Here is a 26,098-nt window from a genome sequence, read left to right on the forward strand (position 1 = left end):
TGAGGCTATCAGCCGCCGAGGTAGTCCCACATCCTTTCGACCACGCCGCCGCTCCAGACCTGCCGGTCGCGAATCTCCTCTGGCGCAAGGACGCCCTGCATCGGATCGCCGCCAAGCTGGCGCACGTCCCGCTCGATCCGCGCAGCGTCCTCGAGGAACCAGGCCAGCGTCACCGCCTTGGGCAGGCTTTCGGCCGCGACGACCGCTCCGTTGCCGCACAGGACGATAGCAGGCGCATCTCCCATCGCCTCGGCTACTGCCCGGGCCGACGCATCGTCGCGCAGGAGCCGAGGATCATCCCATAGCGGCACGCGATCGAAGTAGGCTCCGATGCCATGCCTTGGCAGTGGGACGAGCGAGCGCGTCGACAGCGCCATCACCACCGGCGGCATGACCCGGCAGATGCCTGCGATCGTGGGACGGCGCGCATAGATCTGCTGGTGTACGCGCACTTCGCCCAGAACCCCTTCTGGCAAAGGCCCGTGAACGCGGCAGAGGGTGCCCGGCATCGTTGCTGCGACCCTGAGCGAATGGGGAGCGGACACCACGAAAGTCTCCTCATCGATCCGCGCGCTGCAATGACCGTAGGCATGCACCAGCCCCGCCCGGTCCAGCGCCGCTGCCGCGCGGCGGACTATGGTTTCGGCTTCGCTCTTATCCATGTCCCATCATCTCCTGCTCAAGCGATCTTGTAAACCTGTTGACACATCGAGGCACCAGTTTACATAGCAAGCGCACGGTTTGTAAATGACTGGCAACAAGGGGATCTGAAATGGCGGATTTTCCGCGGATCATCGAGGATGCAGGGGCGAATCGATTCCTCGTACCGCGCAGGGCCTTCACCGAACGGGACACGTTCGAACGGGAATATCGCGCGATCTTCGATCGTTGCTGGCTCTATCTCGGCCATGCGTCGGAGCTTGCCAAACCCGGCGCATTCCTGACCCGCAAGGTTGCGCGCCGTCCGATCCTGTTCACGCGCGACAAGGAGGGTGAATACCGCGCCCTGTTCAATGCCTGCCCGCACCGTGGGGCCCTCGTCTGCCGCGAACGCAAGGGCAAGTCGCGCGCGTTCATGTGCATGTACCACGGCTGGACCTTCGGCTCTGACGGCCATCTGATGAGCCTGCCCGGCGCATCAGGCTATCCCGAAGGGTTCAAGACCGATCCGCAGAAACAGATGGTCCACGTTCCGCGCATGGAGCGTTTCGGCGACTTTTTCTTCATCAGTTTTGCAGCCGATGGCGAGGATCTCGCGACCTATCTGGCTGAGGCGGGCGATTACCTCAAGCTCGTGTCAGAACACTCCGAAAGCGGGATGCAGATCGTCGGCGGCACGCAGGAATATGCCATCCGCGGCAACTGGAAGCTGCTGTCCGAGAACAGCTTCGATGGCTACCACGCCGCCTGCAACCATTCGACCTACCTCGACTATCTCAAGAACGCCAACGGCGCGCTGGGCGCCACCCCGCTCAAGGGCGATGCCCACGATCTTGGCAACGGCCATGCTGTTGTCGAATACAGCGCACCGTGGGGTCGTCCGATTGCCAACTGGGTGCCGCTGTGGGGCGAGGAAGGCAAAACCGAGATCGCCGCGATCCGCGCTTCGCTGGAACGTCGCATCGGGCCGGACCGGGCCGAGCGGATCGCCTCGCGCAACCGGAACATGGTGATATTCCCCAATCTCGTGGTGAACGACATCATGGCGATCACCGTGCGGACGTTCTACCCGACCGCGCCTGACTACATGGAAGTCAATGCCTGGGCCCTCGCCCCGCGCGAGGAGAGCGAGTGGCTGCGCAAGTACCGGCTCTATAACTTCACCGAGTTTCTCGGCCCCGGCGGCTTTGCCACGCCCGACGACGTCGAAGCCATCGAGAAGTGCCAGCAGGGCTATGCTGCGGCGGGCGAGACGCTGTTCAACGACATCTCCAAGGGGATGAACCGCCCGGACGGCCCGATGTTCGACGACGAGGAGCAGATGCGCTGCTTCTGGCGGGAGTGGGACCGTCGCCTCGCCAAGGTGGAGGATTGACCATGCACGACATCCGGACACTGGACGATGCCCTGCTGCTGCGGCTTCGCGTGGAAGACCTGCTCTATCTCGAGGCAGACCTGCTGGATCGCTGGAAGCTGGACGAATGGCTGGCGCTCTACACACCTGACGCGTGCTACTTCGTTCCGCCAAGCGACGTTGACGGCGACACCGCCGATCCCGAACAGTCGCTGTTCTATATCAACGACGACAGCGTGCGCATGCGCGAGCGGGTCATCCGGCTCCGCAAGGTCGGCGCGCACAGCGAGCATCCGCGTTCTAAGGTACGGCACCTTGTCTCGAACGTCCGCGCGTGGCGGGACGGAGATCTGATCCGCGCGCGCTCCTCGTTCGTTGTCTGGCGCAGCAAGGACATCACCAGCGACGCATTCGTCGGCCACTATCTCCATGACATCGTCGAGATCGAGGGAGCTTTGCGCATCCGTCGCAAGACCTGCGTACTCGATATGGAAGCACTGCGCCCACACGCGCGGATCAGCATCATCCTGTGAAGGACCACTCGGGCATGGAACATCCTGATCATCCGCCGATCCGCTTTGCGCGCCTGGGTTATTGCCGCCTGCAATGCTCGGACCTTGCAGCGACGACCCGGTTCTATCGCGATGTGATGGGGCTGGCCGTCAGCCGCGACACGGGCGGCGAAGTCTGGCTGCGCTGCAGCGACAAGCCCTATGACATCATGCTCACTCAGGGCGAGCCGGGCCTAGTCGGGGCCGGCTTCGAGATGGAAAGCGCAAGCGATCTCGATCGCGCCTTCGCGCGGCTTGAGCGCCTTGTCGGCGATGCACGCTGGCTTTCCCCGGACGAATGCCTGGCGCTCCAGGTTGAACGCGGCCTTGCCTTCACCGACCCGGTCGGCGGGCTGTGCTGTACGCTCTACGTCGGGCAGGCTTGCGCACCCTCATCGTACGTCCCGCAGGGGGTCAAGATCGCCCGGTTGGGACACCTCGTCCTGAATGTCCCCGACCTTGAGGCCGCGCACGAATTCTGGTGCGATGCGCTGGGCTTTGCCGTTTCCGACCGCGTCGAAGGCGTGGCGGAGTGGCTGCGCTGCTGGCCCAATCCGCTGCATCACAGCCTCGCCTTGCTGCAGCATACGGCAAGCACGTTGCACCATATCAACTTCATGGTCACCGATATCGACGACATCGGCGTGGCGATGAATCGCATCAAGGCGGCCGACATCCCGATCGTGTTCGGGCCGGGTCGGCACCTGCCCTCGACCAGCATATTCCTCTATTTCCTCGATCCTGACGGGAACACCAACGAGTTCAGCTTCGGCATGGAGCTGTTCGAGGAGCATGGCGCCCGCCTCCCGCGCGAGCTGGAGCACAAGGCCGAAGTCATGGACATCTGGGGCAGCCGGCCCGATCCGCGCTTCGGCAAAGGGCAGCCGGTTCTCCCCGTCCGCGCGCCGGAGGCAGCGCATGGCTGACCGACCGCCACCACTGGACGGACAGGTGGCCATCGTCACCGGCGCAGGTCGCGGGATCGGCCTTGCCATAGCCCGCAGGCTGATCCGCGACGGGGCCAGCGTGGTCGTCGCCGATCTTTCCGCCGAGGCTGCGGCGCAAGCCTGCGAAGCGCTGGGCAAGGAGCGGACCCTTCCGTTCTCTGGCGACCTCTCGGAGGAAGCAACCGCGCGAAAGCTGGTCGATGCGGCAATGGCTTGGCGCGGCAAGATCGACGTCCTGGTGAACAATGCAGGCGGCGGGGTGCTGCGCCCGTTCCTCGACCACACGCCCGAGACGCTGCGCGCCACAATCGACCGCAACCTGTGGACCGCGATCTGGTGTTCATGGCTGGTGCTCCCGCACATGAAGGCCGCTGGCTTTGGCCGCATCGTGATGATCGGTGCGGATTCGGTTCGCAACGGCCTGTTCGACCACGCCGCCTACAACGCGGCAAAAGGCGGCATGCACGGCATGACCACGGGCCTTGCCCGCGAGTTCGCGACCTGCGGCATCACGGTGAACACGGTCGCACCCTGCGCCGTGCAGACAAGCCAGCTTGAAGAAGTGCGGGCGACCAATCCCGACCTTGTCGACAAGGTCTGCGCCATCATCCCGATGGGGCGTCCTGCCGAAGAGGACGAAGTGGCCTCGATGGTCGCCTATCTCGCCTCACCCGAAGCCGCCTTCGTGACCGGACAAGTGATCAGCGTGAACGGCGGCACGACAATGCTCTAAACCAGCGCAACAGCTGGAAAACCGGAATGCTGGGAGAACAAGAGTGACAGACAATCCCGAGATCGGGCGCAACGTCAGTGTTGCAGGGGTGGCGACGAACTACATCGCCGCAGGGTCCGGCGAACCGCTGATCCTGATCCACGGTTCGGGACCGGGTGTCACCGCCTATGCCAACTGGCGCGGCGTCATTCCCGATCTTGCCAAGGACTTCGCCTGCTTTGCGCCCGATACGCTGGGCTTTGGCTACACCGATTTCCCATCGGACATTCGCGGCTTTTCCATGTCGCGATGGGTATCGCATCTGGTCGGCTTCATGGACGCGCTGGGCATCGCCAGAGCCCATTTCATCGGCAACTCCTATGGCGGCGCACTGACGCTCGCGCTCGCTGTCAGACACCCCGGGCGCGTCGGGAAGATCGTGCTCATGGGCGCGGCCGGACTGCCGTTCCCGATCACCGAAGGTCTGGAAAAGGTCTGGGGATACCAGCCTTCGCTCGAGGCCATGCGAGACCTCATGACCACGTTTGCGTTCGACCCTTCGCTGGTCAAGGACGAGATCGTCCGTTCGCGCTACGAGGCGAGCATCCGGCTCGGCGCGCAGGAGGCCTTTTCCAGCCTGTTCCCTGCCCCACGCCAGCGCTGGCTGGATGAACTGGCGACCGCCGAAGAGGACCTCAAGGCCCTGCCGCACCCGACCCTGATCGTGCATGGCCGCGAGGATGTCATCGTGCCCGTGGCGCAGTCCGTCCGGTTCAGCGAACTCATTCCCGACAGCGAACTGCACGTCTTCGGCAACTGCGGCCACTGGACCCAGATCGAGAAGCGCGATCGCTTCGTGGGCCTCGTGCGTGCGTTCCTGAAGCAAACCTGACAAGTAGGCGCTGGGTTCAAGGTCGCCTGGTTTGCGACTACGTGTGCGGCCAACCGGGAAACTGCGGCATTCCGGTGCAAGGGCTGGTAGACGAACCATGACTTGGCCATCAATACGTTTTCAGAGCAGGAGGACAGTCGGCGCGTGACAATGCCCGAGCAGCAGGATGACCAGCCCGGCCATCGCCGCGGGCCGGAAGGGTCTTCGGCAGGGTCCGCGAAGGCCCGGAGCCGACGTTCTCAGGCGGAGCGCACGGAAGCCATGCGCGCCCGGTTATCGGTCGAGGCCTACAGAATCGTGGCCGAAAGCGGGGTGCGGGGCCTGACGATCCGCTCGCTTGCGGCCGCTGCCGGCGTTTCGCAGGGCGCGGTCCTGCACCATTTCCCCGACAAGAATTCCATCGTCCTGCTGGCCATTGAGCAGACGCTGACTATGGCGCGCGAGGACAGCCACCGGTGGCTCGAAAGCACCGGCGACGCCGAAGGCGTTTTGCGGGCCATGCTTTCGGAATTCCATGCGTTCTTCTTCAGCGACCGGTTCTGGGTGGCGATGGGGATCACCATCGAGGCATCGAAGGATGCAGACCTCTTCAGGGCGGTGCGCGCCATGGTGGCAAGCCTGCGCCTGCCCGTGTATCAGGCTTGGGAACAGCGGCTCGTGGAACTGGGGTGGGATGCGGCGCGTGCGCAGCGCGATGTCCGGGCTGCGGCAGCGCTGGTCTCGGGCGCTGCTGTCCGACGGTTCTGGGCCGACCCTGACGACGTGTCGCGGGCCATCGAGGACGAATGGATCGCAGCGCAGCTGGCAGACCTGCGTTAGGCCTCGGCCTGCCGTCCCGAGCCGGGGGGAACGATCCTGACCTCGTCGCCGCGTGTGGCCTTGCCGATGTTGCGCAAGAAGGTTTTCAGGCGGATCAGGCCGAAAAATTCGAGCATAGCTGGCAATGCAAACTCGAGCATCGCCGCGGCCTCATCCTCCTCGATCCGTCCTTCGACCTGATCGAGAAAGATGCGCGCTTCCTTCCCCGCCACGTATTCGGCGGCCTCGATGTAATATCCGAGGATCTCGGGCGGAAAGCCGCGGTCCTCATCAAAGCCATGCTGCCGCATGCGCCCCCAGATGTTGACCAGGCCCGCATCGGTGACGCTGAGCGAAGGCCCGCGCGGACCCTTCTCGATCGAGATCACCCCGATCTTGTCGAGCGCGCGCGCATCATCGGCAGCATGCGGGTTCTGCTTCGCCAGCGTGCTGACAGGGACCAGGCTCTGCCGGACGCCTACGCGCGCCGCCAACAGTTCCTCAAGGTGGCCGAACGCCGTTGCGCCCACGGGTCTCGTTGCGACGCCGCCGCTCAGGACATGCTTGATCTGCGGCAGGGTCATCGCTGAATCGCGTTGCAGCTTGCGTACCGCGAGAATGGCCCGGACATGCTCTTCGCCATAATCCGCGACGTTGCGCGCAGGTCGGCTCGGCTCGGGCACAAGGCCTTCGCGCAGATAGACGCGAATGGTTTCGCGGTTAACCCCGGTTTTGGCTTCTAGCTCCCGCATCTTCATGGCCGCATGCTTAGCGTTTCATAGCGGCGCTGTCTGCCCCCAGCTAAAGCGGAAACGGAGAAACAATTTACCTGTTTACGAATCTCTTTTTTTGCGTATTATTAATACGCGAAATTGAACCGTCGGAGAAGGCGGGGGAGAGAAACATGGACTACGCGCGGTATTATCTGGGTGTCGCCCTGCAGCTGGCAGTGATCGCCAGCTTTGCGGTGGGTGGCCATTGGGTCTGGCTCGGCATTGCATCGCTGCCTGCCTTCGGGATCATCGACTCTTTGCTGCCAAACGATTTTGCCGTGCGCCGCATTCGTCATCGCGCGCTGGCCGATATCCCGGCGTGGCTGTGCTCGCTGCTTGGCCCGGTAATCTACATTGCCGCCGCTTTCTGGGTAGCCCGCACACCCGACGCCAGCGGCTGGGACTATGCCGGAGCCATCCTTTCCTGCGCCTGGCTTAGCGTGATCCCGCTGGTGCCCGCCACCCATGAGCTTTACCACCAACGCGGCAAGTGGCGCCGGTTCATCGGGCGCTATGCCCAGATCTGCTACCTCGACAGCACGCGCGAAATCGCCCACGTTGTCGGCCATCACATCCACGTGGCAACGACCAAGGATGGCGACACTGCGCCGCGCGGCGTGCCATTGTACGTTTTCACGCCCAAGGCCGTGGTGCATTCCACGCTTGAGGCCTGGCGCTCGGAAAGCGACAATCTCGAGAGCCTGGGCAAGGGCCGTTGGTCGATCGGGCATCGACTCTACAAGGCCATCCTCGCCCAGGTCCTGTTCCAGACCGTGGTCCATATGATCGGCGGGTGGACAGCCAATGCCGTGGTCCTGGCTGGCATGGTTGGTGCACGCTTCTGGGTGGAGAGTTTCAACTACTTCCAGCACTACGGGCTGATCCGGCTTGAAGGCTCACCGATCCATCGTCGCCACGTCTGGAACCACTTGAAGCCGCTCTCGCGCATCCTCGGGTTCGAGATCACCAACCACGCCGATCATCACACCAACAGCTATGCTGCCTTTCATGAACTGAAGCCCGATACCCAGTGGATCCCCATGCCATCGGTATTCGTGTGCTTCTTCTCTGCGCTGATCCCGCCGCTGTGGCACAATCTGGTGATCATGCCCGCCCTCAAGCGCTGGGACAACGAACTGGCGAGCCCCGAAGAACGCCAGCTGGCCCGTGAACAGAACCGTCGCGCTGGATGGCCCGACTGGTTCGACGAAACCTCGACCACCCCGGATCGCGCAGCAGCCGCCTGACCCTCGCCAGCGCTACACATGAAAGGGCCTGCCAGTAATGGCAGGCCCTTCGTCATTCGACCGGGCGACCAGCGCGGTCGCCCGGACTTCACCCCATCACGTAGATCGACTTGAGCTGTTGGTAGCTGCTCACCGCTTCGGGTCCGAACTCGCGCCCGAGGCCGCTGGCCTTGATTCCGCCGAACGGTGATCCGAGCGATGGCATGTAGCCGTTCACGCCAACCGTACCGCTTGCCACCTTGCGCGCCACGTCGAGCGCATGGGCGCTATCAGCCGACCACACCGAGCCGCCGAGGCCATAGTCGCTGTCGTTGGCGATACGGATGGCCTCGTCCTCGCCATCATAGGGGATGACGGCGAGCACCGGACCGAAGATCTCCTCGCGAGCGATGCGATCGGTGTTGTCGACATCGGCGAAGATCGTCGGCTCGACGAACCAGCCGCGATTGGTGGCCTTCGGGCGTCCGCCGCCTGCCACCAGCCGGGCCTCATCCTTGCCGATGGCGATGTACCCCTCGACCCGGTCACGATGCGCGGCCGAAGCCATCGGGCCGACGTGCGTTTCCGGATCGAGCGCATCGCCAACCGTCAGCGCCGAGGCAAAACCTGCCAGCGCATCGACGACCTCGCCGTAGCGGCTGCGCGGTGCGAGGACGCGGGTCCCGTTGAAGCAGGCCTGCCCGTTGTTGAGCATGCAGGCAAAGGGCACCCCCTGCAGGAAGCTGCCGATGTCGGCATCCTCCAGCAGGATAGCCGCCGACTTGCCGCCAAGTTCGAGCGTGACCGGACGAAGCAGTTCGCCACAGGTACGCGCGATGGAACGGCCTGCCGGGGTGGAGCCGGTGAACGCCACCTTGTCCACACCAGGATGCGAGACGAGATAGGCCCCGACGTCGCGGTCTGCCGCCACCCAGTTGAGAACGCCCGCCGGAACGCCCGCTTCGAGCGCGGCTTCTGCGATGATGTAGCTGTCGAGCACGGTGCCGGGTGATGGCTTGATCACTACGGTGCAGCCCGCTGCCATGGCTGGCGCAATCTTGTTGAGAGCTAGCGTCACCGGGAAGTTCCACGGCACGATTGCCGCCACCACGCCGATCGGCGAGCGCTCCACCAGCGTTTCCTTGCCCATCTGCGAGGCGCGGACATCGGGTTCGCCCAGCGAACGGGCCAACGCGGCGTAGTACTGAACGACGCCGATTGCGAACTGCCCTTCGAGCTGGCTGCTCACCGCCAGCGGCATTCCGTTCTGTGCACTGACCGCGCGGGCGATGTCGTCGCTGCGGGCGGCAAGCGCACCCAGGAAGCGATCCATGACATCGGCGCGCTCGGCTGGCGTGGCACGCGCCCAAGGGCCTGCGACCAAGGCCTGGCGCGCGGCGGCAACAGCCGCATCGACATCGGCTTCGACCGCTTCGGGCACCGTGCCGATAACCTCCTCGGTCGATGCATTGACCAGAGTGAACTTGCGGCTGCTCGCGGGTTTGACCCATGCATTGCCGATGAAGAATGTGTCTCGTGATTGTGTCATGGATCCTCTTCCAATCAGTATTTGCCGGGCATCAGGATTTTCCGGTGCCGGCATCGGTGAACTTGTCGTAGAAAATGGATGTTATGGGGACGCCCGCCGCGACGAGCGCGGCAACGCCCGCGTCGATCATGCCCGGCGGGCCGCAGAGATAGCCTTGCAGGTCGGCACTGCCTCCGAGGTCCATCAGGGCCGAGGGAATTTCTGCGGTGACCAGACCGTAGCGGCGTCCGGCAACCTGCTCGTCCGACAAGGCGGGACGAAACTCGAACCGGCCGCGCCAGCGCGACGCGATCTGCGCGATTTCATCGATGCAATAGAGGTCGCGCTCGGTCCGACCACCGAACAGCAGGATCGCATCACGCTCGACGCCACGGGCGGCTGCGTCCTCGAGCAGGCTCATCAGCGGGGAAAGGCCGCTACCTCCGCCGATCAGCACGATCGGTCCCCTGCCTTCGCGTAACCAGAACCCGCCGTGCGGCGCCTCGATGTCGAACTCGGCCTGATCGAGCTGCCCTGCAAAGAGCGCTTCGGTGAACGCGCCGCCCGGAACCAGCCGGATGAAGGCGGAAAGGCGGGTCTGGCCTCCCGGTTGGGGCGCGGCGCTGAACGAGTAGGATCGCGGGCCCGGCATGCCTGCGCAGGTGACGCTCATGTACTGTCCGGCCCGATACTCGACCGGTGACGCAACCTCCCAGGTCACAGCCCGGATGTCGTGCGTGAGATCGCGTTGCTCGACGATTCGCCCCTTTGTCGAGCGCGCTGCAGGCCCACCCATTGGAACGTCGACGACAAGGTCGCTCTCGGGGACCGCCTGACAGGCGAGGATGTATCCGGCCTGCAGTTCTTCGCGGCTCAGCGTGTAGCCGAACGGGGTGATGGCATCGACCTTGCCTGCGAGCAGGCGTGTGCGGCACGAGCCGCAAGTGCCCACGGTGCAATCGTGGGGATAGGCGATGCCCGCCTTGAGTGCCGCCTCCAGCACGGTTTCATTGCGCCCGACCTCGTAGCTGAGGCCCGAGTCGGCAATCGAGACCTTGGGCAGGGGTCTCTTTGCAAACCACTTACTGAACATCTCCCATTCCCCTTGAAGCGCTGCCCGATCAGGCAAATTCCCGCCTTGCGCCGCGACCCCTGTAACAAATGCTGGGCCATGTCGTAAAGCAGTTGACATTACCTCCATCTATCCTAAATTACGTAGAGAGGTCACGCAAAAACGACGGCAAGGCCGCGGATCGTGACAAGGGAAGAGAGGGAGGAAGCCATGAAGGCCATTGGGCACGTCAGCCTGTGCGCGATTGCGATTGCCATGACGACACCGGCGCATGCCGCCGATAATTCCAGCGAGACGCCGCAGCAGGCGCAGGCACCTGAAGGTCCGGGCCTTGCCGAAATCGTCGTGACGGCGACGAAGCGGTCCGAGAACTTGCAGAACGTGCCAGTCGCCGTCTCTGCCATTCCGGCCTCGGCGCTGCAGGCCAAGGGCGTGTTCGAAACGTCCGACCTCAGCAATTCGATGCCGAACCTGCAGGTGTCCTCGCCTTACGGCCAACAGCAGCCGAACTTCTCGTTGCGCGGCGTTGGCGTCGGCACCGAATTCAACGCGAATGCGGCATCGCCCGTCGGCGTCTATGTCGATGAAGTGTACCAGGCATTCCGCGCGAGCCATGGGCAGCAGCTTTACGATCTCCAGCAGATCGAAGTGGTGCGCGGCCCGCAGGGCACGCTCTACGGAAGAAACACGACCGGCGGCGCGATCAACTTTATTACCAAGGGTCCCTCGCTTTCGGGCACCGAAGGCTATGTGACGGCGGGATACGGCAACTATAACCGGGTCAATGCCGAAGCGGCGCTGGAATTCACGCCGGTCGAAGACAAGCTCGGCATCCGCATTGCCGGGACTTACGTCAACTCGGACTCCTATGTGCACAACCGGCTGGCAGCTGGCCTCAACACCTCGGCTGCCGGAGGCGCATCGGGCCTCAACCGCAATTCCGGCATCAACCCGGGTGGCGCTGAAACCTATGGTGGTCGCCTGATCATTCGGGCCAAGCCGACGGAAACGATCGACCTCAAGCTCAAGCTCTATGCCGCGCGTTCCGAAGGCGGCACGGAAACCCCGATCCCGACCGGACAGTCCAAGACCAACGACCTGATCGACTACACCAGTTCGAACTTCCTGCTCGGCGGACTGTTCGGCGCACTCTCGCCTGCGGGACTCGTGCCTGCCAGCTACAGCCAGGCGGGCCGCGGACTCGGCATCAACGAGATCGAGGCAGACACCGTCGGGATCGCCAAGACCCGCGCCCGGGGAGCCGTGTTCGATGCCCGCTTCGAACTGTCCGACAACCTGAAGCTCGTCTCCATCACCGGCTATGACGATGGACTCTACCAGCAGACTGCCACCGATTGCGACGCGACGCCGCTGCGTCTGTGCTCGATCGGCTACAAATCGAAGTTCCACGCCTTCAACCAGGACGTGCGGCTCGATTACAATGGCGGTCGCTTCAAGATGATCGTCGGCGCCTATTACGGCAAGGACACGGTGACAGCAGACAACACGCCGGACTTCTTCAACTTCACCAGCGATGTCCGCGCTGCGTTGGGCCTGCCGAACACCTATTTCAACCCCGGCGGCGCTTTCAACGGCACAGCTCTTTCCGCTGGGTCTCTACCCACCGGTATCCGCGCGAACCAGCACTTCAAGCAGATCCGCGACAGCTACGCGATCTATGGCGAAGGCAGCTACGAAGTCACGCCCACGATCAAGTTCACCGCAGGCCTGCGCTACACCTGGGACAAGAACAAGTTCCGCGACGGCGTCACGACCTATTTCGACGACGCCGGCAACGCCCGGCTGATCACGGTTTCGAACTTCCAGCAGGGCGGGGCATTTGCGCCATACTTCCTGCAGGCCGTGCGAAACGAGGCCGGCAACGTGGTGATACCTTCGTTCCAGGACCTGGGCATCCCTGTTCCGGGCGGACTGTCTCGCGACGGCTCATCGGGCAAGTTCTCAGGCCGCGCCATCATCGACTGGAAGCCGACGGATGGCGTAATGGTCTATGCCAGCTACAGCCGTGGCTATCGCGCCGGCACCTTCAACGGCCTTGCCTATGGCAGCGCCAACCAGGTGTACTTCGTGAAGCCCGAGCAGGTGAACGCCTACGAAATCGGCCTGAAGTCGCGTTTCTGGGACAACCGCGCACAGTTCAACATCTCCGCGTTCATCTAAGACTATCAGGGCCAGCAGGGCCAGGTCGTGGACGCCACGGCGACGGCGAACCTGATCTCGCTCGATGGCACGATGAAGGGCATCGAGGCAGAACTCACCGTCAAGCCGATCGAAAGCCTGACTCTGAACGCAAGCTTCGGCCTGCTGGACAGCAAGTACAAGGGCGGTGCCTGCCCCGCCAATCCCGCCACGATCCCGAACTTCCCCGCACAGCTCGGAAGCTGCGTGGTTTCCTCGGGCGGGCCGGTCAGCGTCGCGGGTAACCCCTTCCCGTTCGCGGCCAAGTCCTCGGCCACCCTCGGGTTCGATTTCAACGCGTTCGACAACGGCACGACCAAGCTGACCTTGCATGGCGATGCCAACTACACCGGCCGCTTCTACTTCGACTCCTTCAAGGACTACAGTCGTGGTCCGCTGACCGCCGTGGCATCGGGCAAGTTCGGACAGGGCGAAGGCGACTACTGGCTTCTCAACGGGCGGATCACCCTAACCCATGCGAACTACTCGCTGGCGGTCTGGGGCAAGAACCTGACGAACAAGACCTACTATCCCTACGGCATCGCCATCGAAAACCTCTTCGGCAACGGCTATCGCGTTCGCGCCCAGCCCCGCACCTTCGGCGTAGAGGCGACGATGCGCTTCTGATTTCTCCACACCTGCCGGGGCGGAAGGCCAACTTCCGCCCCGCTTTTTTCTTCGGAGATCATTGATGTCATTGTCTGACGAAAAGACCGTCGACACACGCTACTGGCGCTTCTGCGCCTGGATGGGGCCGCTGTTCGTGGCGGTATTCTATTATTGCTGGGGCGTTCTGGGCCACAATTTCCCGCCCTTCACGCCTGATACGCCAGCCTCTGAAGTGGCCGGATGGTTCCGGGAAAATGCCAATGGCGCAAGGCTCGGCATGGTCGTGGCAATGACCTTTGCACCTGCCTATGGCGTCTGGGGCTATTCGCTGGCCAAAGTTCTCGAACAGGTGGACGGCAAGGACACGATCCTCGTCCAGCTCGCTCGTGTGGGCGCTGCCTGGACGACGATCACCGTGCTGATCCCGTCATCGTTCTGGCTGACCGCAGCATTCAGGCCCGAGGCCCTGCCCGACTGGATGATCCAGATGCTCTATGACATGGCATGGCTGCTGATCGACCTTGCCTATGCCGTGACCTCGGTACAGCTCTTCGCGTTGGGGGTGGGCTTCCTCGGTGACAAGCGCACCAAGCCGCTTATCCCCAAATGGCTGGCCTGGTATGGCATCTGGGTCGGGTTCATGTTCATCATCGAATGCGTGATGCCCTATTTCCGCAACGGTGCATTTGCACGGTCGGGCATTCTCAACTTCTGGATCGAGTTCCTGATCTGGATGGCTTGGGTGCCTGTCCTTACGGGCTACGTCCTCAAGGCCATAGGCCGGATCGAGCGCGGCGAGTAGGCGCAGATGCAAGGCCGCAGTGTCACCGAGGACGAGGGCCGCCTGCCGGGGGACACGCCGGGAGATTCAGGCGTCTGGTTCTTCATCCTGGCCGACATGTGCGCCTTTGCGGTGTTCTTCCTCGTCTTTATGGCAGGGCGCGCCGCCGCTCCGGAGGCTTACGAGGCCGCCCGCACGCACCTCGACCTGCGCTTCGGCCTTGCCAACACGCTGATCTTGCTGACCAGCGGTGCGTTGATGGCCAAGGCAACACGCGAAGCGCAGGCTGGCCGCTGGCGCAAAGTGCAACAGTATCTGATGCTTGCGCTTGTCAGTGGCCTGCCTTTCGGCCTGTCCAAGGCTCTCGAATGGAAGGCCAAGCTGGCGCAAGGGCTGGGGCTGACCACCAGCGAGTTCTTCACCTACTACTTCGTCTTCACAGGCGTTCACTTCTTGCATTTCGTGATCGGCCTGATCGTGCTCGTCGCGCTGTTCGTGATGGCTGGCAAGGAGGATCTGGCAGGTACGGATCGTCTGCGCTGGATCGAGGCTGGCGGGGCGTACTGGCACATGGTCGACCTGCTGTGGATCGCTCTCTTCGCCATGCTTTACCTGCTGCGTGCCGCATGACCGAGGGGCAAGGCAGACCGCTTTCCGTTGCAGCGATATGGCTCATGCTGGCTGGCGCAAGCCTTGCCGGGTTTGCCCTTGCCGAAGGCCTTGCACCTGCGCGCATCGCAGCGACGGCCGCCGTGCTGCTGGCGGGGCTCAAGATGCGCCTCGTCGTCGGCCACTACATGGACGTCGGCTGGAACACCCGGTCGCTTCGCCTGCTGCTTGAACTGTGGCTGATCACAGTGATGACAATACTGCTGGCCGGATACTGGCTGGCATGAACACAAGACCGGGAGATTGCGATGTTTGACAATTCCGTGCTGGCCGAACCAGAAATGGCAATCGATCCAGTGCACGACGGGCGTCACGAACTGCCCGATATCCTGCAGGCGCGGGAGTCCATTCCCTACATCGTCGTCCTGCCCGAACATCGCATTGCCTTCTTCACGTATACCTGGGTGAACAGGAACAGCGAGGCAGGCGCGGCGCTTGCCGTGTTCGGCCCCGGCGTCGGCGGGGCGCCCATCCAGCAGCGGCTTGCCGATCGTCCCGTCCCGCGCGACATGGGTTTCGACGATTGGCGCATCGACAGCTTCCGCATGGCGCAGGACCTCAAGTTCGACCGCGCCTCGCTGTTCTGGGAGACGCCGGAGGCGACGGTCGATGTCACTTTCGAGGCCTTCCACCCGCCCTACTCCTATGGCGCAGACCCGCGTGGCTGCCCGAAGTATTGCGCGGTGGACCGCATCGAGCAGGCAGGGCGCGTGCGGGGCACATTGCGGATCGGCGATCGGGTGATCGAGGTCGATGCCACGGGGCACCGCGACCATTCCTGGGGCACACGCGACTGGGTGCCGTTCCAGCAATACGAATGGTTCGTCGGCCAGGTCGGCACGGACGTGTCACTCCACTTCTGGCGCTTCAACGCTCTCGGCAAGGAACACGTCAGGGGTTACGTGTTCAAGGACGGCCTGATGAGCGGCGTCGATACGGTCTGCGTCGATGTCGACTATGACGAACGGTATCTCCAGACTGGGTACCGCGCCAGCATCGTCGACCGCGCGGGCCGGGCAACCTCTGTCGAGGGCAGCGTCTTCGGGACCTACTGCCTTGTCCCCGATCCCTCAATCAGCCTCAACGAAAGCGGTGCACAGGTCCTGATCGATGGCAAGGCGGGCGTTGGCTGGATGGAGTGCGCTTGGCCCACCACCTACCTTGAGCACATCCGCGCCAATGGGCCCTACTGAGAAGGCAGGAACACCATGAACGACATGGAAACCGTCCACCGCCGCATACTGGATCGGCGCGCGGCCAATCGCAGCCTCCCCCCTTATCGCGCGGCCCTGATCCCCGAAGTGACAGCGCTGCTTGAGGGATACTTTGCCACCGTAAAACCCGGCACAAGCGTTTCGGGAGTCAGTCGCGTAGGTGGCGGCGCTTCGAAGGAGCAGTTCTTCTTCGCCCTCACCGACACCGATGGCTCAGCCGAGCAATACCTGCTGCGGATGGACCCACGCTCGGCCATTACCGAAACCGATCGCGAACGCGAGTTCGTCCTGCTCGAGGCGATGAAGGACTGCGTGCCCGTGCCCGAGGCGGCATGGATCGACGCTGCGGGAAGCCATTTCCCGCAACCTGCCGCGATCATGAAGGTCGTGCGGGGTGTAACCAAGCCGAGCGGCTCGGGCATAAAGGTCTCCGGCCTCGGTACTTGGCTGGGCGATAGCTTGCGCGCGAAGCTCAAGGACCAGTTCCTTGATCACCTCGTCTCGATCCACCGCTACGACTTCCGCGCCAACCCGTTGCCCGGCTTCGACGTTCCCGATCAGGACCCGAAGCAGGCTCCGCGCTGGGGGATGAACTACTGGCGCGAACTCTGGCGGATCGACCAGGGCGAGACGCGCCCTGTCCTCGCGCTGGCGGAGCAATGGCTGCTGGACAACATGCCGGATTGCCCGCCCGAAAACCTCGTGCTCACCCACGGCGATTACCGGACCGGCAATTACCTGTTCGACGAGAATAGTGGCGAAATCACCGCGCTGCTCGACTGGGAGCTGGCACGCATCGGCGATTTCCACGAGGACCTCGGCTGGGTCCTCATGCAGATCTTCGGCACTTGGGAGGATGGCAATTTCCGCGCCAGTGACCTGTTCGGCCGCGAGGAGTTCATCACGGAATACGAACGCCGGTCCGGACGCACGGTCAACCGCCGCACGCTCCACTATTACGACGTCCTGTCGAGCTACAAATGCTACGTGATCTGTGGCGCTAACGGCCCTGCCGCAGCCCGCTCGCAGCACAATCACCAGGACGTACTCCTGACCTTCCTTGCCTCGGCCACCGCAATGTTCGCCGGTGACCTTGTCCGCCTGCTCCAGCAGGGAGAACCAGCATGAGCCCCGATATCGACGAACGCCTCGCCAGCGTGGTGCGAGCGCTGTCTGAAGTGATCCTGCCCCACCTGCTGCCCGATACCTCGCTCGCGCAGGAGCAGGTCCACCTCTGCATCGGGCACCTGCAGATAATCCGGGCGCAGATCGACGAGGCCCCCGCCTTCGAGCGCGGCGAACTGGAAGATGCCCTGACCTTGGCAGAGGCCCTGTCGGCAGGCATCTCGGGCGGTGAGCAGACGACGATGGCTCTTTCCGCATTGACAGTTGCGAGGACCGAGGCAGCGACGCTGGGCGAAAGCCCCTCGGCCGTCAGGGTCGGTCGCCAGAACGTCCTTCAGGCAATCGACGCGCTCGTCAAGGCTGCGGCCTGCGATGCCGATGCGCAATCGCGGGCATTCCTTTCGGCAGAGATCCTGCGCCACGAGAGCGAGCGCTCGCTGAAGGACCGCCAGTGGTTCGCCCCCTTTGGCTTTGACACGCTGTGATCCGCCCGGAAGATTTCGACTTCCATTTCGGCGAGGACAGCACCTGGCAATGGGCTGAAACGCTTGCGCTGCCCTTCTGCGTTCCCGAAGCGAACATCAACGCGATCGTCTATCTCGTCATGCGGCCAAAGCTCGGGGTGGCCATGTGCGATATCACGATGATCGACCGCATCGCCCCGCTCTGGGAGGAGCAGCTTTACGTCGACAACATGCAGCACCTGCCGTGCCCCGAAACGCTGCTGCGGTTCTCCCTGCCAAACGGCCTGTCCTTCGAAGTGATCGAGCCGCTCAAGCTTTACCGGCTGCGCTACGAGGGCTTCGACGAAACCGGCTTCGACCTTGAATATCGCGCCCTGCACGAACCCTACGACATCAACGATCCGGCGATGGACCCTACTGCCGCTGCCCGCACCGGGCCAGCCTGGGACGCAAGCTGGTCGGGACATTATGAACAGACGTACCATATAACGGGAACGCTTATCGTGCGGGGGCGCGAACTGCGCGTAGACTGCGTAGAGACTGGAGATCGCAGCTGGGGGCCAAGGCCCGAGCGCAACAACGGTTCCGTGATCTGGTGGCATGCGAGCTTCGGAGAGGGCTTGACTGTTCACCTGTTTACTGGTCACGATATTGCAACCCGCACGACTCTTGGCCCGCATGTTTCGGGTTACGTTCTCGAAGGCGGGGAGGTGTTCGGCCTCGTGTCGAGCGAAGGTGAGCAGGACTACATGGGTGCCATGGCAATGGGAGGGAGGCTTTCGGTGACCGACGTTCGCGGCAAGCGCTTCGACCTCACCTATTCCACGGTGAACGGCTGCTACTGGGCGCCCTGTCCTTCCAACACCTACCTGCAAAGCTCGCTCCGCGTCTCGTGCCAGGCGCCCGATGGGCTGCACCTCGGCCATGGCGTGCAGCAGATCGGCCTGAGCCGCGGATATCTCACGCGCAACCGCGATGCGATCCGCACCCGCTATTGAAGGAACAGAACCACATGCAAGCAACCGCCGCCGTATTGAACCAGCCCAACGGCCCGTTTGCGGTCGAAACCGTCGACGTCGCGGCACCGCAGGCGGGCGAAGTGCGCGTGGCGATCAAGGCGGTGGGCATCTGCCATACCGATCTGGTCATTGCCTCTGGCGTCATGGGCCTGCAGTTCCCTGCAGTGCTGGGTCACGAAGGCGCAGGGATCGTGGAGTCCGTCGGCGAAGGCGTCACCAGCGTGAAGCCAGGCGACAAGGTGCTGCTGACGTTCAATTCCTGTGGCGGCTGCAAGCCCTGCGCGCACCACGAGCCGGCCTATTGCAACAGTTTCGTGCCTCTGAACATGGTGGCTGCCCGCGCCGACGGATCGACCCGCATCACGCGTGACGGGCAGCCGGTGGCCGACAACTTCTTCGGTCAATCCTCGTTCTCGTCTCTGGCGGTCGCCAACGAGCGCAATGTGCTGAAAGTCGATGACGATGCCGATCTTGCGGCACTCGCCCCGCTCGGCTGCGGCATCCAGACCGGCGCGGGCGGCGTGCTGCGCTCGCTCGGCGCACGCACGGGAGAGACGCTGGTGGTGCTGGGCGCGGGTGCAGTTGGCCTTTCAGCCCTGCTCGGCGGATGCATCGCCGGATGTGCGACGATCATCGTCGTCGAACCACAGGAAGCCCGGCGCGCGATGGCGCTCGAACTGGGCGCGACCCATGTTCTCGACGGACAGGGCGACGTTGCCGCCGCAGTGCGCGCCATCGTTCCCGAAGGCGCGGACATGGTGCTGGATACCAGCGGCTTCATGCCGGTGGTGCAGCAAGCGGTAAACATGCTTGCCAATCGTGGCAGGCTGGGCCTGCTGGGCGTTCCGGGATCGCTTGACGCTGCACTGTCGGTGCCGATGCTGCAACTCCTGACCCAGGGCGGGACCGTACGCGGCATCGTCGAGGGGGATTCCGATCCTCAGGTCTTCCTTCCCGAACTGCTTGCACACCACAAGGCCGGGCGGTTGCCGATCGAGAAGTTCTCGCGGACCTACGCCCTTTCGGAGATCAATCAGGCCATCGAGGACGCGCACCATGGCAAAGCCATCAAGGCCATCCTGCTGATCGACTGACATCGCGTGCTTTCAGGAGCGAATCCCACATGACCTACAGCGCCATGCGCCTCGAGCGCGAGGACGGCCTCGTCCGTCTCACCTTTTGCCAGCCGGCCCGCGGCAATCCGATCGACGGCACGTTCTGCGCCGAGTTCTGCGACGTCGCCAACGAACTGGCGTCGGACCCGACCGTGCGCGCCATTCTCGTCACGGCGGAAGGGCGCAATTTCAGCTTCGGGGGGGACATCGCGATGTTTCTGCAGAACCTCGATGCCCTGCCGATGCAGATCCGCAAGTGGACGGCCGACCTGCACATGGGCATCGCCCGGATGCAGCGCCTCGATGCCCCCATCGTTGCCGCCGTTCAGGGCATCTGCGCGGGCGGCATGGCAGGCATGATCGCGGGGGCCGACATCATCGTGGCCGAATCCTCGACCCGGTTCGTCGCCGCCTATGCCGGGATCGGCTATTGCTGCGATGCCGGAAGTTCGATCATGCTCAGCCGCCGTATGGGGCTGGCACGTGCGCGCAAGTACCTCCTGCTCAACGAAACGCTCGATGCCCAGACCGCACTGGCCGCAGGGCTGTGCGACGAAGTGGTCGAAAGCGAGGCGGTTCTGGCACGGGCCGAGGCGATAGCCCGCCAACTCGCATCGGGGCCGACCGCGGCCTATGGCGAGATCCGGCGCCTTCTCGTCTCGGCCGCGAGCGAGCCCTTGGACGCGCAGCTCGAGCGCGAAGCGCAAGGGCTTGCCCGCATTGCCGGGACCGCCGACGCCCGCGAAGGGCTCACCGCCTTTGGCCAGAAGCGCAAGGCCCGGTTTATCGGGCGCTGAGAACGGCTCCGGCAACATTCTATAATTTGCAAGCGAGCGCAGGATGGTTTAGGCCTCACTTAGTAAACTGGTTTCCTTTGGAGAGGATTCGGAGATGTGGGTCTATCCCGAAGTGCGCACGCTTGGGGAATTCATCGAATACCATGCGCGCCACAGCCCTGACCGGCGCGCACTGGTAAGCGGCGCAAGGACGATCGGTTTCGGCGCCTACGATGCGATCGCCAACCGCATCGCCAACGGCCTGCTGGCGCGCGGCATCGGCGGGCAGGACTGCGCAGGCGACCGTGTCGGCTTCCTCGGTCTGAACAGCCCGGACTTCTACTTCGCGCTCATCGCCTCCGCCAAGACAAGAGCCGCCTTCATCCCGTTCAACTGGCGGCTCTCTGCGCCGGAACTGGCGCAACTCCTGCGCGACAGCGCGGCGCGGCTGGTCTTCGTCGAGCGCGGACTGACAGACCTGTGGCACGCCGCCGCCGACCTTGCGGACGTGCCGGTCGAGGTCGTGTGGTTCGATGGCGAAGACACGCTCGAAGCGCAGTTTGCCGCGCAGCCCGCCAGCCGTCCTGCCTTGCACATCAGCGAGGAGGACACAGCGATCCAGCTCTACACCTCCGGCACGACCGGCGTCCCCAAGGGCGTGATGTTGAGCCACGGCGGGTTCAACCGCATGCGCCTGTGCGAGCATCTCGAACCTGCCTATGACTGGCACGACGGCGACATCTTCATCAATCCGCTGCCAAACTTCCACCTCCTGTCCATCGGCATTGCCTTCCAGTGCCTCTACAATGGCGTAGCCATCTCGATCGTGCGCCAGTTCGATCCGGCCGTCGTGTGCGAGACGATCCAGCAGGACCGCCCGACGCTGCTGACGCTGACCCCGACGATGATCCAGATGCTGCTCGATCATCCCCGGGCCGAGACGACCGATTTTTCTTCGATCCGCCTCACCCTCTATGCGGGATCGGCTATCTCGCTCGGCCTGATCAAGCGCGCCATCGTGCGGATGCCGGGCAAGTTCATGCAGTTTTACGGTGCAACCGAGGCAGGCGGGGCGTTCTCGATCCTGCGGCCCGAAGAGCATGACCTCGAAAACGAAGCCAGGCTCCAATCATGCGGACGCCCGCTGCCGCTGATCGAATTCCGCATCGTCGATGCCGACGGCAACGACGTGGCCGAGGGCGAACCGGGCGAGCTGGTCGCCCGCTCGCCCGCCATCACCACCGGTTACTGGAACCAGCCCGAAGCGACGGCCAAAGTGCTGGAGAACGGCTGGTATCGTACCGGCGACGTCGCGCGGCGCGATGCCGAGGGCCTGTACTACATCGTCGACCGGGTGAAGGACATGATCGTCTCTGGCGGCGAGAACATCTACTCCGCCGAAGTCGAGAACGCACTTTCGACGCATCCCGAAGTGGCGCAAGTGGCGGTGATCGGCGTGCCCGACGATCGCTGGGGCGAGGCGGTCATGGCCTGCGTCATCCGGCGCGAGGGCAGCACGCTCGATGGTCCGGCGCTGATTGCCCATGCCCGCACGATCCTTGCAGCCTACAAGGTGCCCAAGCGTGTCGAGTTCATGGACAGCTTCCCGCTGGTTCCGAGTGGCAAGGTCTCCAAGAAAGACCTGCGCGCGCCCTATTGGGCCGAAGCCGGGCGCAATGTCGCCTGAACCAGTCGGGACCTGAAGAGGTCGGGCGAGGCAGGCCTGTCAAAAGCCCCGGCCTCGCCCTCCCCCGCTTCCGCTTGCCCCGGAGCTTCAGCTCACGTGGGCAGGCGGATAATCGGTATAGCCTTTCTCTTCGCCGACATAGGCGTAGTCGAAGTTGGGCTGTGCCAGCGGCAAGCCGTTGCGCATGCGCGTGACCAGATCGGGATTGGCGATATAGGGCCTGCCGAACGACACGGCGTCGGCCTTGCCCGCCGCGATGCAGGCATTGGCTGCCTGACCGTCGAAGCTGCCGTTCTGCACCAGCACGCCGCCGAACAGGGCGCGGACGCGGTCGATCACCGGGTTCACCGGCTTTTCCATGAAGCCCGAAGCAATCGGTTCGATCAGGTGGAGATAGGCGATGCCGAAGTCCTGTGCGATCTGCGCGACCGCTTCGGCCAGCGCACCCGGATTCTCGTCGCCCATGCCCTTGCGGTCGCTCGTCGGGCTGATGCGGATGCCAACGCGGCCGGGGGGGGCCGAGCGCATCACCGCCTCGAGCACTTCGCGCAAGAAGCGTGTGCGATTGGCGAGGCTGCCGCCGTAGGCGTCGGTCCGATGGTTGGAATTCGACTGGAGGAACTGGTCGATGATGTAGCCATTGGCGGCATGGATCTCGACTCCGTCGAACCCTGCGCGCAGGGCATTCACCGCGCCCCTGCCATAAGCCTCGATCACCCGGGCGATGTCTTCCGCCGTCATTTCACGCGGGACGACATAGGATTTCATCGGCAGGAAGCCGCCGGCATAGTCGGGCGGTGGCGGGGCCATGGTCTCGCCCACGCCGGCAATGGCCGACGGCCCGATCGGCTGCGCGCCGCCGATATAGTCCGGCAGGACGAGCCGCCCCATGTGCCAAAGCTGCGCGAATATCCGCCCACCGGCGTCGTGGACAGCCGTGGTCACGCCTTGCCAGCCCCGGACCTGATCGTCATTCCAGATCCCCGGCACGCGGTACCAGCCCATACCGAACGGATCGACCGCCGTTGCTTCCGACACGATCAGTCCGCAATCCGCGCGCTGCGCATAGTACTGTCCCATCAGCGCACAAGGAACGTTGTCGACACTGGCGCGGGCTCGGGTGAGCGGCGCCATGATTACGCGGTTTGGCAGCGTCAGGCTGCCAAGGTCCAGCGGGCTGAACAGGGAATCGAGGCTCATCTCTTGCATTCCTTCAGGCCGCGAGGCCCATGGCGGCGCGTGCGGCAGCGTAGTCGCCGGCCAGCCAGTCGATCCATGCGCCCGCAGGCTCTGCGCGCTTGACCGCTCCGATGCCTTGCCCGGCGCTCCAGATTTCCTTCCACGCCTTGGCATTGTCGCCACCGCCATCGATGTTGATCCCGCCGCCGCTGCGCTTCTGCAGGTTGTCCGGGTCAAGGCCGTGCTCGATCAGCGAGGGACGCAGGAAATTGGCATTGACCCCGGTGAAGCAGTTGGTGGTGACGATGTCCTTCGAGGCACCGTCCACGATCATCTGCTTGAAGTGGTCCTGCGTATTGGCCTCCTCCGATGCGAGGAAGGCCGAGCCGACATAGGCAAGGTCTGCCCCCAGCACTTCGGCGGCGAGCACCGAACGGCCATTGGCGATGCAGCCCGAGAGGATCAGCAGTCCGTCCCACCATTCGCGGATTTCCTGCATCAGCGCGAAAGGCGAGGTATCGCCGGTGTGCCCCCCTGCCCCTGCGCCCACTGCGATGATCCCGTCGACGCCCATTTCGGCGCACTTGCGGGCATGGCGGTCCTTGACCACGTCCTGGAACACCAGACTGCCATTGGCCTGGAGCTGGCGCACCAGATCGGGATTGGCCGCCAGCGCCAGCACCACGATCGGCACCTTGTGGCGCAGCACCACTTCGAGATCGGCCTCAAGCCGCGAGTTGCTCTTGTGGGCGACGAGATTGATCGCATAGGGCATGTCGCCCACGCTCGCCCTGATGCGGGCAATGTCTGCGTCGAGGTCAGCGGTGGTCCGCGGATTGAGCGCGGGCATCGCACCGATGATGCCGGCCTTGCACTGCGCGATCACCAGATCGGCAGTCGAGGCGATGAACATCGGCCCCGCCATGACCGGCAACCGCAGCCGTGACTTGAGCGATCGGGCGAGTTCGCGTCCGTTCATTGATCTCTCCATGCAATCTCGCCACCGTCGAGCACCTTGCGCTCGCCGACATGGGCGGTGAAACGGGCACCGGCGTCACCATTGCGCCAGATGCTGAATGTGATGGCGTCTCCGGGCATGACCACGCCGGAAAAGCGGCAGGCGAGCATGGCCTGCGACGCAGGGTCACGACCGAGCGCACGGGAAACCGCAACGCCGGTAGTCCCGTAGCTGGCAAGGCCATGCAGGATCGGGCGCGAAAAGCCCGCACGCGAGGCAATGTCAGGGTCGAGATGCAGCGGGTTCCAGTCGCCCGAAAGACGATAGATCAGCGCCGCGCGCGGGGAGACCGCGAAAGTTGTGCGCGCATCGGGTTCGTCCGGCAGCGGCACGGCCTGCTCGCGCGGGGCGGGAGGTCCGCCAAAGCCGCCATCGCCGCGCAGCAGCAGCGTCTGGTGCAGACGGCAATAGACGGCCCCGCTATCGGCATCCGCAATCGTCCGCTCCAGCACCAGCACCGCGCCCTTGCCCTCGCCCCGGTCGGTCAGCGAGACCACCCGGGCCGATCCGCGCACGCGGGCCGAAGGCGGCAGCGGGGCAGGAAACTCCGCCCACTGTGCCGAATGGACCAGCTTGCCGAAATCGAGCCCGAGCGCGGGATCGCGTATCCACATTCCCGGCGTGCAACGGGTGACCGCAAACGTGGGCAGAACCGCCAGCGCCCGCTCGTCGAGAAAGCGCAGATCACCCGCATCCAGCGGATCTGAGCCCAGACCCAGGCCCAGCGCATAGAGGATCGCATCGCGCGGGGCGTAGCTCTCCTCCGGCTCGCCGAAGTCGTAGGCGAGAATGGCGGCAGGATCGATCACGTCAAACCGGGTCCCAGGTGAACCAGTCGCCCGAGCGGTGCAGCGGATAGAAGTCATTGGCGAACTGCGGGAACACGCGCTCGGCAATGGTCTCCGGCGTCCAGCCCTCGGCGGTGTGCGCGGTGCGCACCGGGCGCGGTTGCGAGAACAGGTAGATCTCGTTGTTGCGCACGCCAAAGATCTGCCCGGTGACCTTGGCCGCAGCATCGCTGCACAGCGCCACGCAGAACGGACCGATCTTGTTGGCATCGAGCTTCTTGAGCCCTTCGACCCGCGCCTGCTGCTCGGGCGTGTCGGTCGGGATGGAGTCGATCATGCGCGTCCAGGCCCAGGGCGCGACCGCGTTCGACCGCACGCCGAAACGCTGCATGTCGAGCGCGATGGACTTCGACAGGCCGACGATGCCCAGCTTTGCCGCCGCATAGTTCGCTTGCCCCATGTTGCCGACAAGGCCCGTCGATGACGTCATGTGCACATAGGCCCCGCTGCCCTGCTCCTTGAAGAACGGCGCGGCGGCGCGGCTGGTGTTGAAGCTGCCCATCAGATGGACTTCGATCACCGCACGGAAATCGTCGGGGCTCATCTTGTGGAAGAACACATCGCGCAAGTTGCCCGCGTTGTTCACCACGCCATCGATCCGGCCGAAATTGTCGACCGTGTTCTTGACCATACGGCCCGCGCCGATCCAGTCGGACACGCTGTCGTGATTGGCCACGGCGCGACCGCCCATGGCGCGGATTTCCTCAACGACCAGTTCGGCCGGAGAGGCACCTTCCTGCCCTTCCCCGGTCAGCGACACGCCAAGGTCGTTGACCACGACGGCTGCGCCCGCCTTCGCCATCGCCAGCGCAATGCCGCGCCCCACGCCGCGACCCGCGCCCGTCACGAGCACGGCCTTGCCTTCCATCAGACCCATGTCGA

General features: G+C 64.0%; 27 protein-coding genes. 19 read left to right on the plus strand and 8 right to left on the minus strand.

The annotated features are described in order from the left end of the window. Positions 1–8: 8 nt before the first annotated feature. Positions 9–662, minus strand: a complete 654-nt coding sequence (locus ACZ1JX_RS12210) for a class II aldolase/adducin family protein (RefSeq protein WP_465123814.1) — start codon at positions 660–662, stop codon at positions 9–11. 110 nt (positions 663–772) lie between these two features. On the opposite strand from ACZ1JX_RS12210, the gene ACZ1JX_RS12215 reads away from it, so the two are divergent. The 6 genes from ACZ1JX_RS12215 (at position 773) to ACZ1JX_RS12240 (ending at position 5,935) form a co-directional block, all read left to right on the plus strand. Further along, the gene (locus ACZ1JX_RS12215) at positions 773–2,035 is read left to right on the plus strand and encodes an aromatic ring-hydroxylating oxygenase subunit alpha (RefSeq protein ID WP_465123815.1); all 1,263 of its coding nucleotides are present in this window, start codon (positions 773–775) and stop codon (positions 2,033–2,035) included. 2 nt (positions 2,036–2,037) lie between these two features. After that, entirely contained in the window at positions 2,038–2,547 is a 510-nt protein-coding gene (locus tag ACZ1JX_RS12220) for an aromatic-ring-hydroxylating dioxygenase subunit beta (protein WP_465123816.1), read from the plus strand. 14 nt (positions 2,548–2,561) lie between these two features. Continuing rightward, positions 2,562–3,491: a VOC family protein gene (locus tag ACZ1JX_RS12225; protein WP_465123817.1), complete on the plus strand. Its 930-nt coding sequence runs from the start codon at positions 2,562–2,564 to the stop codon at positions 3,489–3,491. Next, a complete protein-coding gene (locus ACZ1JX_RS12230) occupies positions 3,484–4,245 on the plus strand; it encodes an SDR family NAD(P)-dependent oxidoreductase (RefSeq protein WP_465123818.1) in 762 nt (253 codons plus the stop codon). Before ACZ1JX_RS12225 ends, ACZ1JX_RS12230 begins: the two co-directional genes overlap by 8 nt. A 43-nt stretch (positions 4,246–4,288) precedes the next feature. Continuing rightward, the gene (locus ACZ1JX_RS12235; RefSeq protein ID WP_465123819.1) at positions 4,289–5,116 is read left to right on the plus strand and encodes an alpha/beta fold hydrolase; all 828 of its coding nucleotides are present in this window, start codon (positions 4,289–4,291) and stop codon (positions 5,114–5,116) included. 150 nt (positions 5,117–5,266) lie between these two features. After that, positions 5,267–5,935, plus strand: a complete 669-nt coding sequence (locus ACZ1JX_RS12240) for a TetR/AcrR family transcriptional regulator (protein ID WP_465126408.1) — start codon at positions 5,267–5,269, stop codon at positions 5,933–5,935. Here the strand turns inward: ACZ1JX_RS12240 and ACZ1JX_RS12245 are convergent. Further along, a complete protein-coding gene (locus ACZ1JX_RS12245) occupies positions 5,932–6,672 on the minus strand; it encodes a MerR family transcriptional regulator (protein WP_465123820.1) in 741 nt (246 codons plus the stop codon). The two genes, ACZ1JX_RS12240 and ACZ1JX_RS12245, sit on opposite strands and share 4 nt — an antisense overlap. Positions 6,673–6,818: 146 nt before the next feature. On the opposite strand from ACZ1JX_RS12245, the gene ACZ1JX_RS12250 reads away from it, so the two are divergent. Beyond that, positions 6,819–7,934, plus strand: coding sequence for an alkane 1-monooxygenase (locus tag ACZ1JX_RS12250; protein ID WP_465123821.1), 1,116 nt, complete (start codon positions 6,819–6,821; stop codon positions 7,932–7,934). Between the two features lie 88 nt (positions 7,935–8,022). On the opposite strand, the gene ACZ1JX_RS12255 is transcribed toward ACZ1JX_RS12250, so the two are convergent. Continuing rightward, positions 8,023–9,462, minus strand: coding sequence for an aldehyde dehydrogenase (locus tag ACZ1JX_RS12255; RefSeq protein WP_465123822.1), 1,440 nt, complete (start codon positions 9,460–9,462; stop codon positions 8,023–8,025). 31 nt (positions 9,463–9,493) lie between these two features. Next, positions 9,494–10,534, minus strand: coding sequence for a 2Fe-2S iron-sulfur cluster-binding protein (locus tag ACZ1JX_RS12260; RefSeq protein ID WP_465123823.1), 1,041 nt, complete (start codon positions 10,532–10,534; stop codon positions 9,494–9,496). A 189-nt stretch (positions 10,535–10,723) separates the two neighbouring features. On the opposite strand from ACZ1JX_RS12260, the gene ACZ1JX_RS12265 reads away from it, so the two are divergent. The 12 genes from ACZ1JX_RS12265 to ACZ1JX_RS12320 all read left to right on the plus strand — a co-directional run bounded on the left by ACZ1JX_RS12265 (position 10,724) and on the right by ACZ1JX_RS12320 (position 22,171). Continuing rightward, positions 10,724–12,694 (plus strand): TonB-dependent receptor, encoded by a 1,971-nt coding sequence (locus ACZ1JX_RS12265; RefSeq protein WP_465123824.1) that lies wholly within the window; start codon positions 10,724–10,726, stop codon positions 12,692–12,694. Between the two features lie 27 nt (positions 12,695–12,721). Further along, the gene (locus tag ACZ1JX_RS12270) at positions 12,722–13,339 is read left to right on the plus strand and encodes a hypothetical protein (protein ID WP_465123825.1); all 618 of its coding nucleotides are present in this window, start codon (positions 12,722–12,724) and stop codon (positions 13,337–13,339) included. 64 nt (positions 13,340–13,403) lie between these two features. Further along, on the plus strand, positions 13,404–14,123 hold the full coding sequence (locus ACZ1JX_RS12275; protein WP_465123826.1) for a hypothetical protein: 720 nt from the start codon (positions 13,404–13,406) through the stop codon (positions 14,121–14,123). Between the two features lie 6 nt (positions 14,124–14,129). Beyond that, positions 14,130–14,732, plus strand: a complete 603-nt coding sequence (locus ACZ1JX_RS12280) for a cytochrome c oxidase subunit 3 (RefSeq protein ID WP_465123827.1) — start codon at positions 14,130–14,132, stop codon at positions 14,730–14,732. Continuing rightward, positions 14,729–14,998 carry a cytochrome C oxidase subunit IV family protein gene (locus ACZ1JX_RS12285; RefSeq protein ID WP_465123828.1) on the plus strand — a complete coding sequence of 90 codons (270 nt, stop codon included), beginning with the start codon at positions 14,729–14,731 and terminating at the stop codon, positions 14,996–14,998. The genes ACZ1JX_RS12280 and ACZ1JX_RS12285 overlap by 4 nt, the downstream gene beginning before the upstream one ends. Positions 14,999–15,019: 21 nt before the next feature. Further along, positions 15,020–15,964 (plus strand): DUF7064 domain-containing protein, encoded by a 945-nt coding sequence (locus tag ACZ1JX_RS12290; RefSeq protein ID WP_465123829.1) that lies wholly within the window; start codon positions 15,020–15,022, stop codon positions 15,962–15,964. A 15-nt stretch (positions 15,965–15,979) separates the two neighbouring features. Further along, positions 15,980–17,113 carry a phosphotransferase family protein gene (locus tag ACZ1JX_RS12295; protein ID WP_465123830.1) on the plus strand — a complete coding sequence of 378 codons (1,134 nt, stop codon included), beginning with the start codon at positions 15,980–15,982 and terminating at the stop codon, positions 17,111–17,113. Further along, complete coding sequence (locus tag ACZ1JX_RS12300; protein WP_465123831.1) at positions 17,110–17,595, plus strand: hypothetical protein; 486 nt, start codon at positions 17,110–17,112, stop codon at positions 17,593–17,595. The genes ACZ1JX_RS12295 and ACZ1JX_RS12300 overlap by 4 nt, the downstream gene beginning before the upstream one ends. Beyond that, on the plus strand, positions 17,592–18,572 hold the full coding sequence (locus ACZ1JX_RS12305; protein WP_465123832.1) for a DUF7064 domain-containing protein: 981 nt from the start codon (positions 17,592–17,594) through the stop codon (positions 18,570–18,572). The genes ACZ1JX_RS12300 and ACZ1JX_RS12305 overlap by 4 nt, the downstream gene beginning before the upstream one ends. A gap of 14 nt (positions 18,573–18,586) precedes the next feature. Further along, positions 18,587–19,687, plus strand: a complete 1,101-nt coding sequence (locus ACZ1JX_RS12310; protein WP_465123833.1) for an NAD(P)-dependent alcohol dehydrogenase — start codon at positions 18,587–18,589, stop codon at positions 19,685–19,687. 29 nt (positions 19,688–19,716) lie between these two features. Then, complete coding sequence (locus ACZ1JX_RS12315) at positions 19,717–20,505, plus strand: enoyl-CoA hydratase/isomerase family protein (RefSeq protein WP_465123834.1); 789 nt, start codon at positions 19,717–19,719, stop codon at positions 20,503–20,505. A gap of 94 nt (positions 20,506–20,599) precedes the next feature. Beyond that, positions 20,600–22,171 carry a long-chain-fatty-acid--CoA ligase gene (locus ACZ1JX_RS12320; protein WP_465123835.1) on the plus strand — a complete coding sequence of 524 codons (1,572 nt, stop codon included), beginning with the start codon at positions 20,600–20,602 and terminating at the stop codon, positions 22,169–22,171. Positions 22,172–22,258: 87 nt separating this feature from the next. Here ACZ1JX_RS12320 and ACZ1JX_RS12325 read toward each other — a convergent pair whose 3' ends face one another. From ACZ1JX_RS12325 to ACZ1JX_RS12340, 4 genes are read right to left on the minus strand one after another with little or no spacing between them, the layout of a single operon-like run. Continuing rightward, a complete protein-coding gene (locus ACZ1JX_RS12325) occupies positions 22,259–23,371 on the minus strand; it encodes an alkene reductase (RefSeq protein ID WP_465123836.1) in 1,113 nt (370 codons plus the stop codon). A gap of 13 nt (positions 23,372–23,384) precedes the next feature. Further along, a complete protein-coding gene (locus ACZ1JX_RS12330; protein ID WP_465123837.1) occupies positions 23,385–24,329 on the minus strand; it encodes an NAD(P)H-dependent flavin oxidoreductase in 945 nt (314 codons plus the stop codon). Next, on the minus strand, positions 24,326–25,177 hold the full coding sequence (locus ACZ1JX_RS12335; RefSeq protein WP_465123838.1) for a MaoC/PaaZ C-terminal domain-containing protein: 852 nt from the start codon (positions 25,175–25,177) through the stop codon (positions 24,326–24,328). The genes ACZ1JX_RS12330 and ACZ1JX_RS12335 overlap by 4 nt, the downstream gene beginning before the upstream one ends. 1 nt (position 25,178) lies before the next feature. Then, the gene (locus ACZ1JX_RS12340) at positions 25,179–26,093 is read right to left on the minus strand and encodes an SDR family NAD(P)-dependent oxidoreductase (protein ID WP_465123839.1); all 915 of its coding nucleotides are present in this window, start codon (positions 26,091–26,093) and stop codon (positions 25,179–25,181) included. Positions 26,094–26,098 lie beyond the last annotated feature (5 nt).

This window comes from Novosphingobium sp. BL-A-41-Hi4A-0G, from assembly GCF_055521735.1.